The organism is Nocardia sp. NPDC059154, assembly GCF_042755705.1.
Lineage (GTDB): Bacteria > Actinomycetota > Actinomycetes > Mycobacteriales > Mycobacteriaceae > Nocardia.
On record NZ_JBHZCS010000035.1, the window covers coordinates 39,398 to 50,715 of the forward strand.

General features: G+C 67.4%; 10 protein-coding genes. 8 read left to right on the top strand and 2 right to left on the bottom strand.

Annotated features, from left to right (window positions below):
• The first annotated feature begins 5 nt into the window (after nucleotides 1-5).
• From ACFXN1_RS27955 to ACFXN1_RS27980, 6 genes are all read left to right on the top strand, one after another.
• Entirely contained in the window at nucleotides 6-359 is a 354-nt protein-coding gene (locus ACFXN1_RS27955) for an SPW repeat protein (RefSeq protein WP_379399471.1), read from the top strand.
• A 233-nt stretch (nucleotides 360-592) separates the two neighbouring features.
• The gene (locus ACFXN1_RS27960; protein WP_379399597.1) at nucleotides 593-1,219 is read left to right on the top strand and encodes a TetR/AcrR family transcriptional regulator; all 627 of its coding nucleotides are present in this window, start codon (nucleotides 593-595) and stop codon (nucleotides 1,217-1,219) included.
• Between the two features lie 190 nt (nucleotides 1,220-1,409).
• Complete coding sequence (locus tag ACFXN1_RS27965) at nucleotides 1,410-2,555, top strand: lipase family protein (protein WP_379442007.1); 1,146 nt, start codon at nucleotides 1,410-1,412, stop codon at nucleotides 2,553-2,555.
• Nucleotides 2,556-2,670: 115 nt separating this feature from the next.
• Nucleotides 2,671-3,759, top strand: a complete 1,089-nt coding sequence (locus ACFXN1_RS27970) for a hypothetical protein (RefSeq protein ID WP_379441856.1) — start codon at nucleotides 2,671-2,673, stop codon at nucleotides 3,757-3,759.
• 55 nt (nucleotides 3,760-3,814) lie between these two features.
• Nucleotides 3,815-4,594 carry a DNA alkylation repair protein gene (locus tag ACFXN1_RS27975; RefSeq protein WP_379441855.1) on the top strand — a complete coding sequence of 260 codons (780 nt, stop codon included), beginning with the start codon at nucleotides 3,815-3,817 and terminating at the stop codon, nucleotides 4,592-4,594.
• 327 nt (nucleotides 4,595-4,921) lie between these two features.
• Complete coding sequence (locus ACFXN1_RS27980) at nucleotides 4,922-5,506, top strand: transglycosylase SLT domain-containing protein (protein ID WP_379441853.1); 585 nt, start codon at nucleotides 4,922-4,924, stop codon at nucleotides 5,504-5,506.
• 109 nt (nucleotides 5,507-5,615) lie between these two features.
• Here the strand turns inward: ACFXN1_RS27980 and ACFXN1_RS27985 are convergent, their stop codons facing one another.
• Nucleotides 5,616-6,671, bottom strand: coding sequence for a 2Fe-2S iron-sulfur cluster-binding protein (locus ACFXN1_RS27985; protein ID WP_379399467.1), 1,056 nt, complete (start codon nucleotides 6,669-6,671; stop codon nucleotides 5,616-5,618).
• A 72-nt stretch (nucleotides 6,672-6,743) separates the two neighbouring features.
• Nucleotides 6,744-7,364, bottom strand: a complete 621-nt coding sequence (gene mftR2 / locus ACFXN1_RS27990; protein ID WP_354836466.1) for a mycofactocin system transcriptional regulator MftR2 — start codon at nucleotides 7,362-7,364, stop codon at nucleotides 6,744-6,746.
• 374 nt (nucleotides 7,365-7,738) lie between these two features.
• On the opposite strand from mftR2, the gene mftF reads away from it, so the two are divergent.
• Together mftF and ACFXN1_RS28000 are read left to right on the top strand one after the other, a co-directional pair.
• Nucleotides 7,739-9,136 (top strand): mycofactocin biosynthesis glycosyltransferase MftF, encoded by a 1,398-nt coding sequence (gene mftF / locus ACFXN1_RS27995; protein ID WP_379399466.1) that lies wholly within the window; start codon nucleotides 7,739-7,741, stop codon nucleotides 9,134-9,136.
• A gap of 389 nt (nucleotides 9,137-9,525) precedes the next feature.
• Nucleotides 9,526-10,878 carry a GAF domain-containing protein gene (locus ACFXN1_RS28000; RefSeq protein ID WP_379399465.1) on the top strand — a complete coding sequence of 451 codons (1,353 nt, stop codon included), beginning with the start codon at nucleotides 9,526-9,528 and terminating at the stop codon, nucleotides 10,876-10,878.
• The last annotated feature ends 440 nt before the right edge of the window (nucleotides 10,879-11,318 follow it).

Consider the following 11,318-nt stretch of genomic DNA (forward strand, 5'->3'; position numbering starts at 1 on the left):
ATTCCATGTTCACCGTGAGTCGCGCGGAGCAGGCCATGACGGTCGTGCTCGGCGCAATCGCCGCGCTGTCCCCGATCTGGGTGGCGCACAGCAACCGCGCACTGTGGACCCTTGTGGTGCTCGGCGTGCTGGTCGCACTCGCGGGCCTGGCGCAGATCGCGGAAATGGCGACCGGCATGGTCGGCTACGCGCTCGGCGTGCTGGGCATCCTGATGTTCATCTCCCCGTGGGTGATGAACTTCCACTCCTACAGCGGCGCATCCTGGGTCGCGTGGATCGTGGGTGTGTTGACGGTCGTGGTCGCGCTGGCGGAGATGCCCGAGGTGTCGGGCCGCTTCGGCGCAGCGGCGCATCACTGACCGATTCGCGGCGCGCCGGCCTCGGCTCTCCGTGATCGCGGGTGCACAGCCCTCGTGATCATGGGAGACGCAGCGAGGTCGGCGCGTCCGCGCGTTATGCTTGTCGTCTACGTCCGCCGACCGGTGGCGGCCGCCTCCGCGTCGAAGCGTGAGGAGGAAGTCGAGCAGTGCCCACATCACGCAAGGCGGAATCGGATTCGCCGCGCACAGCAGAGTCTGAACTGCTGCGCAATGTGGGACCCGCGCCCCGCCGGGTGGGCCGTCGTCGCAGCAAGAAGGTCGATGGTGACGCTCGCCAGCTCATCCTGGATGCCGCCGAAAGGCTTTTCGCGGCCAATGGATTCGACGCGACTCCCACGGCGTCCATCGCCGAGGAGGCCGGGGTGCCCAAGGGCCTCGTCTTCTACTACTTCCCGACCAAGGGTGCGATTCTGTCGGCGCTCATGGCCGAGCGGGTCCCCTCGCAGCCGCTGGACGATATCGAGTCGGTGGTGGTGCCGGGTGATCCGGCGAAGAGTCTGGTCAATATGGATGCCGCGCTGAATCTGCGCGAGAACAATTCCTCGGTGCTGCGGGTGATCATGTGGCGCGAGGCCGATACCCACCCGGATGTGCGGAAACAATTGCGCCGTATGCGGGATCAGCTGCTGGACGCGACGGCGCGGGTGCTGGCGGCGAGCGCGCCGGCCCCGGTGCAGCCGGGGACATTGCGGGCGTGTGCGGCGGCGTGGGTGTCGGCGATGCTGGCCATCGCGAGTACGGATCGGTTGCACGCCCTGGACGGGGTGCCGCTGCCGACGGCCGACGAGATTCTGAATGTGGCGCAGGTGGTGGCGGCGGGCATGACCCATCTGGGTTGAGCCGGCGGGAATCCAGAGCGACCGAGAGTGTTTGCTGGCGTGTCGCTGTTTCTTCTGGAGAACTCCCGAACCACACTCGTTGTGGGGTAATCGTCTGATTCCCACTGCGAAGTTCGTGGAGGACCTGATGAATGCCAAGTTGTTGCTGCGTGGTTTCGGGATCCTGGCGGCGGGTCTGGCGCTCGTGGGCATGACACCCGCGGCGCACGCGGATCCGATCTATCCTGCGCCCGACCCGGACCCGTTCTACGCGCAACCGGCCGACATTGCCGGCCATGATCCGGGCGACGTGCTGGCGGTGCGGCCGATGCCGCCGCTGCTGATATTTCCCGAGACCACGGTCACGATGGTGAAATTCCGGTCCACCAGCTCCGAGGGCGCTCCGATCGCGGCGGTCACCACGGTGCTCACCCCGCGCGAGCATCAGCCGGACGGGCCGCTGCTGTCGTATCAGCACATCATCAACGGCCTGGGCTCGGAATGCGCGGTGTCGCGGGTGCTGTACACCGACGACCCGAAGCTGCAGGTGCGCGAGGCGGTCGCGCTGAATGTGGCGCTGCGGCGCGGCTGGTCGGTGACGCTGCCGGATCATCTGGGCCCGAATTCCGCCTACGGTGCGGCCAGATTGGGCGGGATGATCACCCTGGACGGTATTCGCGCGGCGAAGCGGCTGCCGGAATTGGCGGTGGCGAACAGCCGGGTGGCGATGGCCGGATATTCCGGCGGCGGCATGGCGACCGCGTGGGCGGCGGCGCTCGCGCCCCGCTATGCGCCGGAGTTGGAGATCGCGGGCGCGGCCACGGGCGGCGTGCCGACGAATCTGGTGAAGATGGTGAACGCCCTTGGCCTGCAACCGCATCCGGCGTTCGGGCTGGCGATGGCGGCGGCCATCGGATTGGAGCGGGAGTATCCGGACCGGTTGCCGATCAGCACCCAGATGAATGCGGCCGGCCTGGCGGCGCGTAATGCCATGGCCAATGGCTGCACCAATCAGATCATGGCGATCGGCGCCGGGCACAGTGCGCGCGAATTCGCGGCCAGCACCTCGCTGATCGACGATCCGGCGGTGATGTCGGTGCTGCAGGAGAACAGCCTGGAACTGTACGACGGGGTGCCGAATACACCCATCTTCGAATGGCATTCGCCGAGTGATCCGCTGATTCCGGTGGACGCCATCGTGAATACCGATCATCGCTATTGCGCGGCCGGGGTGCGGCTGGATATGGATATGAATCCGTCTCCGGAACATCTGTCGGCGGCGGTGCTGGGACTGCCCGCCGCACTGTGGTGGATCGACGCGCGGTTGCGCGGCGAACCCGCTCCGAGCAATTGCTGAGCGGCGTCAACACCCCAATACTGTTGATCGTGAGCCGGTTTCGCGGTGACCATGCGCACGCCCCGGCCCCAGCCCGAGTCGCACCCCTTCCCGCGGGCCGGTAAGAATGTCGGCCATGGATGCCGATTTCACCACCGGCCCGGGGGATTCGCGCCCCGCGCGCCAGCCGGGCTACCGACTCACCCATCCCGATACCCAGTCACCGGGCACGTCGCCGAACCCGGTGCTGACCGGCATCGACACCGGCAGCTACGCCGGCCCGGGCCGAAATGGCCAGGAGCAGGCCGTGCAGTGGTCGACCGCGCCCGTAACCCTGCGCGCCACACCGGAACCCGATGCGCTGCCGCGCCGGATCGCCCCCGATCTGCCGCAGCGCACCGCGGACCCGGAGGCGGTGGCCGCCCGGCTCGCCGCCGACAGCGAGCCGTTCTCGGCTCGGATCACCACCGACAGCGAACCGCTCGCGATGCCCGCCACCAATGGCGAGCCCTTCGCCGTACGACCCGCCACCAACGGGTCGCCCTACGCCCGATCTGTGTCCGACAGCGGATCGTTCACCAGTGCCGCCCTCGACAGCGAGCCCTACGCGGCGGCGCCCGTGGCGGACAACGAGACGATCGCCGTGCGCCCCGCGGCCAATGGCTCGCCGTTCGCGGCCCATTCCGGTGTGCACGAGGATGTATTCGCGGCGAGCCGGCCCGTCGACCTCGAGGCTCCCACCGGTCGCCGGCACGCGCCGGACCCCGAGCCGCCGGCTCGGCTGGAGAGCTCCGCCCGCATGGAAACCCCCGCCCGCATGGAGGACCTGGAGGCCGTCGCGGCCTCGCTGCGGGAGAGCGCACCCGCTTCGCCCGCCGAGCCCGAGCGTCCGGCGAGCGTCAAGTCCCGGCGGCGTGCCGCTCCGGAGCCCGCTGTGGCGCAGCAGGATTCGACCACGGCCGCGACCAGGGCCGGCGCCGAGTTCCGGACCGGTGACGCCACCATCGATCTGCACCACATCATGCGGCTGCTGGTGGCCAGCCACGATCTGGACGTGGCCGCGGCGGCGGTCGAATCCGGCGAGATCACCGTTGCCGAACTGGCCGACGTCGCGCGGCGCACCCGCACCGCGGCCGTGGAATTGGTGGCGGCCTGGTACGGCGGAGCGGATCACATGCGGAAATTCGGCGAGGTGCTGTTACAGGCCGCGGCTGAAACCGCTTGATAGAGATCTAGGATTCGATCGACAGTCTCTCCGGCCCACGGACGCAGGAGGCGCGATGAGCGGAACCGGCGTGCCGTCGAAAACCCTGACGGCGGCCGCGATGCGGGCGGAATTGGCGGCCTTCGCCGATCCGGCCGACGCGGTGAATCTGCAGCGGTTCTTCAAAACCGGGCCGGGTGAGTACGGGGAAGGGGATGTATTCATCGGCGTCCGGGTTCCGCAGACCCGGAAGGCGGTGAAACAATTTGCCGGCCTGCCGCTTTCGGAGATCGATCTGTTGCTCGACAGTCCGGTGCACGAGCACCGGCTGGCCGGATTGGTGATTCTGAACGGCGAAATGGCCAGGGCGACACGCAAACGCGGGGGCGGGACACACAATCGCAGCGGTGATGCGGCGCAACAACGGGAGATCGTCGATCTGTATGTGGCGGCCGTGCGCCGCGGCCGGGTGAACAACTGGGATCTGGTGGATTCCTCGGCCGAGTTCATTCTCGGCCCGTGGCTGTTGGAACGTCCCCGGGACCTGCTCGACGAATTCGCATCGGGGGATTCGCTCTGGGAGCGGCGGGTGGCCTTGCTGACGACATTTGCGTTCATCAAGCAGGGTGATACCGCGACCACGCTCGAGCTGTGCGAACGCCTGCTCTCCGATCGCCGCGATCTGATCCAGAAGGCGATGGGCTGGATGCTGCGGGAGATCGGCAAGCGGGTGGATTCCGCGATTCTCACCGGATTTCTGGACGCGCACGCGGCGGATATGGGCCGTACCGCACTGAGTTACGCGACCGAGCATCTCGCTCCCGAACAGCGGGCGAAGTACCGCGCGCAGCGGTGATCCGCGGCGAAACGCGCCCGGCGGATGACGCTGTCGGATTGCTGTGACGAACCACTCCGCCAGTTCGCACTGAGTGTTCATCCTGTGTTCAGATTACGTTTACTTGGCGAGATCAGTCTGTGATCAGTCGGTGAAGGCCGATACCAGCTCGAAATGAGCCGGTGACTACCACGCAGAGACCGCCGCCTTCGGCGGGAGCGTGACTGAACGTTGATAGCTGGGAAATATCCCAGATCTCGTTCCGCCACTTGCACATCACAATCCATGCAGTGCATCGGCGAGTCCCTCCGGGTGCCCGCCGTGGTGAGCTCTGCGCCTGTTACCACCATGAAACGAAACCTGTTCGCCCAGCCCGTCAAGACCATCACCGGCGCAGCCGCCGCGGCCCTGGCCGTCTCGGCCGTGATCGCCGCCGGTCCGGCCGCCGCCGACATCAACGGCGTCCCGCCCGAGTTCCAGGCCACCGCTCAGCAGGTCCAGCAGCAGGCCACCCAGCTCGACAAGGGCCTCCCCGCTGCGCAGCAGGACCAGGTCCGTCAGGCCGTCCAGGGCCTCCCGGCCCCGTTCAACCAGGTCCTCCCCCCGGCCTTCGGCAACGACCTGAACGGCTGGATCCAGAATGCCCTCTTCGTCATGGGCCAGCACGGCATCCCCGGCAGCTACGACGGCGTCTTCCGCAACATCCAGCGTGAGTCGGGTGGCAACCCGCAGGCCATCAACCTGTACGACTCCAACGCCGCCGCGGGCATCCCGTCCAAGGGCCTGATGCAGGTGATCGATCCCACCTTCCAGGCGTACCACGTCGACGGAACGTCCTGGGACATCTACGACCCGGTCGCCAACATCACCGCCGCCTGCAACTACGCGGCGCACCGCTACGGCTCCATCGACAACGTCTTCTCGGCGTACTAGGCAGCACCGGCTTTTCGGTTGCTCTGGGGTTCAACGCCGCACCCCTCGAATAAGAATGTGGCCGCCGCGTTTTCGACGCGGCGGCCACATTTCGCTTTTCGCGGGCTCGTCAGAACTGGATCTTCAGGTGATCCGTCACCGGACGGGCCTGGCAGCCGAGGATGTAGCCGTTGGCGATGTCCTCGGGGTCGAGGATTTCGGCGTTCTCCATTTCCACTGCGCCTTCGAGGACGGTGCAGGCGCAGGAGCCGCATTCGCCTTCGAGGCAGGAGTACGGGACGTCGAGGCCCTTGGCGAGCATGATGTCGACCAGGGTCTGGCTGCGGGGCCAGGTCATCTCGTGGGTTTCGCCGTCGAGTTCGACCTCGACGCTGGCGGCGTCGGCGGCCTCCTCGGCGGTGATCTCGCTCGGTGCGACCTCCGCGAAGGGGTCGCCGGAGAGCGAGTTGAAGACCTCGGCGTGGGTGCGGTTGCGCGGCATCCCGAGCTGGCCGAGGGCGTCGTGGACGCGGTCCATGAACGGCTTGGGGCCGCACATGAACGCCTCGTGCGCGACGTAGGGCGCGACCAGGGTGGCGAAGGCGTCGGTGGTGGGCAGGCCCTGCAGGTGCTCGAGCCAGTGGATCACGACCAGCCGCTGCGGGTGCTTGTCGGCCAGCTCGCGCAGTTCCCGGGCGAAGATGACCGAGTCGTGGTCGCGGTTGGCGTAGACGACCACGATGCGGCCGTTGCCACGGGCCAGCGCCGACTTGAGGATGGACATCACCGGGGTGATGCCGCTGCCGGCCGCGAACAGCAGCAGGTCCTCGTCGAGGTTCTTGGGGGTGAAGACGCCCGAGGGCGGCAGCACCTCGAGCGAGTCGCCCGCTTTCACGTTGTCGCACACCCAGTTCGACGCGTACCCGTCGACGGTGCGCTTGATGGTCACCTTGGGCTTGTCGTCGGTGTGCGGCGAGCTGGCCAGCGAGTAGCAGCGGGCGACGGACCCGGTGAGGTCGCTGGGGATGCGCAGGGTCAGGAACTGGCCCGGCTGGTAGGTGAAGCGCTCACGCAGGTCCTCGGGCACGTCGAATACCAGCGAGCAGGAGTCGGCCGTCTCGTTGATGACCGCGGAGACCCGCAGCACGGCCGATCGCGAGCTGTGCGGTACGTCGACGGTGGTCATAGTATCCTCTCGAACCCGGCGGTGCTGGGCAGCCGGTGCAGTCTACCTAAACTAGAACGTGTTCTAGTTTGACTATACGTGGCCGTCCCGCTGCCGGACAAGCTGAGCTTCCAGGCCCGCGATCAGCACGTCCATCGAGAAGTCGTAGGAGTACTTGCCGCGGAGATCCGCCAGGTGTTTGGTGGCGCGTTCCACCGCCTCCGGAAGCACCCGGTCCAGCAGGCCCGCCCGATCGCGCGGGTTCACCTTCGAGCGCCCGAACAGATAGGTGTGGATGGTGGCATAGGCGGAGAGCACATTGCGCTCGTCGAAACCGGCGTCGAAGAGGATTTCCATGACGGCGGCGATCAGGTCCAGCTGTTTGCCGAGCATCTGCTCGATCAACACGTCGCCGAGACCCGGGTGCTTGCGCAATTTCTCGTCGATCTGGTCGATCAGATCCCGCAATCGCATTTGCCACGTGCCGAATTCGGGTGGCGGCTTGCGCACGCCGGTGAGGGCGGCGGTGGCGACCAGATCGAGTAGCTCGCGCTTGTCGGCGACGTAGTAATAGGGGGCCATCGGCGAAACTCCGAGTTCGCGGGAGAGCCGTCGCATGGACAGCTTCTCCACCCCGTCCTGCCGGACCACCCGCAGGGCGGCCTCGACGATCTCGGATTCCGAGAGGGTGTTACCGCCCCCGCCTGTCTGCATGCGCCCGACTCCCATACCGCCTCGACCACCACGGGCACGGATTTCCGTCCCCTACCTGTTCAACTGCCGATTTTCCTCCCGCAGTGTAGAGCGCGCCGGACTCCGGCTGTCGAGCTACGGTCCGATGCGTGGACAAGGCTGAATCCCGAGCCGAGATCCTCCATTTCTCGAGTACCTGTCAGAAGCTCCCCGGAGGTTCGCGGCCGTCTCGATTCTGGACTGACGGAGCGGGGGAGCGAAGCGGAGGAGCGGAGGAGGGAAGAATCGAGACCTCGGGGCCGCGAACCCGCCCCGGAGCGAAGCGGAGGGGCAAATTAGACAGAGCCAGCGCGCCAATCATCATTGCCAGTGGTTGGCTGACTTAGCATTCGGGAATGCGCCATGATCGCCTTCCCGATGGTTTCGGGGTGCGAATCGATCCCAGGGTGCGCACTTATTCCGGTGGACGGCTCCTGGTCGGCGGCACGCCGACGAGGTTGCTGCGGCTCGCCCCGGAAGCTGCGGCCTTGATCGGTGACGGGTACCTCGAGGTGACCGACCCCGCGTCGGCTCGGGTTGCCAGACGTCTTCTCGATTCCGGCGTCGCGAATCCGCGCCCGCGGCTGCTGCCGTCGCTGGAGGACGTCACCGTGATCGTTCCGGTGCACAACAATGCTCCCGAGCTGTCCCGGCTGCTGTCGGCGCTGCGCGGCCACACGGTGATCGTGGTGGATGACGGCTCCGATCAGCCGGTGCAGATTCCGGATGCCAGAAGCCGCTGCCGGATCACCGTGCTGCGCCGCGACCGCCGGTACGGGGCGGCCGCCGCCCGCAATTTCGGATTACGGGCCGCGGCAACCGAATTCGTGGCCTTCCTGGACCCGGAGGTGGTGCCCCGCACCGGTTGGCTGGAAGTCATGCTCGGGCACTTCAGCGATCCCAAGGTGGCGCTGGTGGCCCCGCGCATCCTGGCCATGGATCCGGATTCCACCCTGCTGGCCCGCTATGAGCACACCCGCGGCTCGGTGCATCGGGGCCGCCGCGAGTCGGCGGTGCACGCGCACGGCCCGGTGCCGTACGTGCCGAGTTCGGCGGTGCTGGTGCGCCGGCTGGCGCTACTCGGCGAGGGCGGGTTCGACGAGACCATGGCGGCGGGCGGCGATGTCGACCTGTGCTGGCGGCTGGACCGCGCGGGCTGGCGGCTGCGCTACGAACCGGCCGCCCGGGTGGCGCACAGCAATCCGGTGTCACTGCGAAAGTGGTTCGCCCACAAGGTCACCCACGGGACCGGTGTCGCGCCGCTGGCCCAGCGGCATCCCGGCCTGGCCGCGCCGCTGTCGCTACCGATCTGGACCGCGGTGTCCGCGGTGTTGTTGAGCACGATGTCGCGCTGGGGCGTGTTCGGCGGTCTGCTGACGCTGGGCGCCACCCTGGTCCGGCTACGCCGGGTCTTCGCCGGACTGGACAATCCGACCCGGGTGGCTGCCATCTATCTGACGCGCGGTTTCACCGGCGGCGTGTGGCGGCTGGCCACGGCCATGTGCCGGCACTACTGGCCGATCACGCTGCTGGGCATGCTGTGCTCGCGGCGGGTCCGTCATATCGCGTTCACCCTGGCCATGGCCGAGGGCCTGGCGGACTGGTTCACCCACCGGGAGCCGGGCAGCCTGGACCCGGTCCGGTATGTGCTGTGCCGGCGGCTGGACGATGTCGCCTACGGGACGGGTCTATGGTGGGGTGCGGCCCGCATTCGCAGCGCGGCGGCGCTGAAGCCGACCCTGCCGACGAGCTGAACTCGACACTGCTCCCGGGCTGCGGGAAGCCGTGGGCGAAGCGGTCGAGGTCGGTCGGGTCGATGTCCTCCACAGACTCACCCGGGCACAGTGCCCGGGAGCGGGGCGGTACATTCGATGCACCGCACAGCCGTGAAATCCTGCTCACCGCAAGGGATTCGAGCCTCGGCGAGCGGCCGTGACCCGGTCCGCAGCGCCACCGCAACCCTCCCGGGCGAGGAGCGACGCGCGGGCGCCGCGCCAGCATTGAACACGCCGTGTTTAACAAAATGCTGTGTAGCTCACATTTTGTTGGGCGCCTGTTGGCGTGTGACCTGCCGGACAAACGTCCGGCTTCCGCCTTGAGGTTCTCGGTGCGCGGGTACTCTTCGGGGCGGAAAGAAAGGCAAATGGTCAGCAATCTCGCAGGTGGTGGGCAACCCAACCACGGCGTCGAACCGGGCAGTCAACTCGGGGCGCTCGAAACATATGCCGCCCAGGCGCACGGATATCTCAGTGTGGGCGGGGATCAACTGGGGCAGTTGCCCGGCCTGCTGCGGCCGATGGTGCTCGAGTCATGGCTGCGCAGTCTGCGCGGCGGCGTCGATCCGATGGACGACGGAGACGGTCGTGGCCTGCGCGGCACCGACCTCGAGCGCTACCGTGACGCGCATCCGATCGCCTCGGTCATGCCGTTGGTGGACAAGCTGCTACTGCGCGACGCGACCAGCACCGGATTGATCGTGGTGGTGGCCGACCAGTTCGGCCGCGTGCTCTCGGTGCACGGCAATGCCGATCGGGTGCAGGCGGCCGCGGAGGCGGGCCTGCGTGAGGGCAATGACCTGAGCGAGCGCCGGGTGGGCACCAATGCGGTGGGCCTGGTGGTGCGCACCGGCCGCGCGGCCTGGATCCACGGGCCCGAGCATTTCCTGCATCGCATGCACCAGATCACCGGAGCCGCGGCGCCGGTGCACGATCCGGACGGCCGCCTGGTGGGCGTGCTGATGATCGCCGGCGGGGTGCGGGTAGCGCGCCCGGAGATCCTGGCGCTGGTGAAGGCGGCCGCGACCGCCGCGGAGATGGATCTGCTGCTGGCCGCGGTCCGTTCGGGACAGGATCGCCGTTCGAACGCCGATGCGCCGGCGCCCGAGCGGCTGGGCCTGGAGGTGCTCGGGCTGGGCCAGCCGCAGCTGACGGTGGCGGGGGAGCGAGTCCCCCTGTCGCAGCGGCATGCCGAGATCCTGCTGCTGCTGGCCGAGCACACCGAGGGCCTGTCGGCCGATCACCTGGCGCTGCTGCTGGACGATGCGGATCTGGACAACGCCACCATTCGCGCGGCCATGTCGCGTTTGCGTTCGGTGGTCGGGTCGAATGTGTTCGGCTCGCGTCCCTATCGACTGCGCGTGCCGATCGCCACGGATGTGGAGGCGCTGCGCGCCGCGCTGGATTCCGGGGATGTGGATTCGGCGGTCCGGCTTTACGCGGGTCCGGTGCTGCCGCGTTCCACGGCGCCTGGAGTTATAGACATTCGCGATGAATTGCGGGTGCGTCTGCGCACCGCTGTATTACGTTCCGGCGACGCTTCGGTCTTGAGTCGGTGGACATCCGGTGCCGAGGGCCGTGACGATGCGGCCGCGTGGGCGGCCTATCGCGCCACCGTCGATCGTGAGTCTCCGCTGTATGCGCAGATCGAGGCCAAGATTCGCGTGCTGGATCGGCGCATGGGCGCCGATGCAACGCAGTTGCAACGTTTCGACTCATAGTCTCCACATCCGAAAGTGTGGTCGGTCACACCGCCGCCTTGTCATGTGGTCGTACCCACATTGATCGCGTTCTCGGCGCGATGCCGTCGGCCAACTAGACGCTCGTCCAACTTTTTTTCGGGAAAAAGTTCCTTTTTATTGTGTAAACGCCTAGTGTCCACATGCATGAACGGCATCCCTGTGATGCAGGTGACAGTTGGAGGAGATCGGCAGCAGGACACCCCGGATGCGATGACCCGGAGGCACTCGCATCCAGGCCGGAGAGCCAGCAGGCCCGGCCGCTTCGAGCACTAGTTGGATCACGCGCGGACTTCGCCGCGCATTCGTCGAATCACCCAGGGCGGTGCGATTTTTCGCGACCTGGTGCGCCCTCGTCAGCCGAGCGCACCCAGGTCTATTTCGCGATGCCCGAAAACCGTTGGTCGACATAGCAATTCGCC

Coding starts and splice junctions, on each gene's coding strand:
- ACFXN1_RS27955 (WP_379399471.1), top strand. CDS start 6: ATGTTCACCGTGAGTCGCGCGGAGCAGGCCATGACGGTCGTGCTCGGC.
- ACFXN1_RS27965 (WP_379442007.1), top strand. CDS start 1,410: ATGACACCCGCGGCGCACGCGGATCCGATCTATCCTGCGCCCGACCCG.
- ACFXN1_RS27970 (WP_379441856.1), top strand. CDS start 2,671: ATGGATGCCGATTTCACCACCGGCCCGGGGGATTCGCGCCCCGCGCGC.
- ACFXN1_RS27975 (WP_379441855.1), top strand. CDS start 3,815: ATGAGCGGAACCGGCGTGCCGTCGAAAACCCTGACGGCGGCCGCGATG.
- ACFXN1_RS27980 (WP_379441853.1), top strand. CDS start 4,922: ATGAAACGAAACCTGTTCGCCCAGCCCGTCAAGACCATCACCGGCGCA.
- ACFXN1_RS27985 (WP_379399467.1), bottom strand. CDS start 6,671: ATGACCACCGTCGACGTACCGCACAGCTCGCGATCGGCCGTGCTGCGG.
- mftR2 (WP_354836466.1), bottom strand. CDS start 7,364: ATGCAGACAGGCGGGGGCGGTAACACCCTCTCGGAATCCGAGATCGTC.
- mftF (WP_379399466.1), top strand. CDS start 7,739: ATGCGCCATGATCGCCTTCCCGATGGTTTCGGGGTGCGAATCGATCCC.
- ACFXN1_RS28000 (WP_379399465.1), top strand. CDS start 9,526: ATGGTCAGCAATCTCGCAGGTGGTGGGCAACCCAACCACGGCGTCGAA.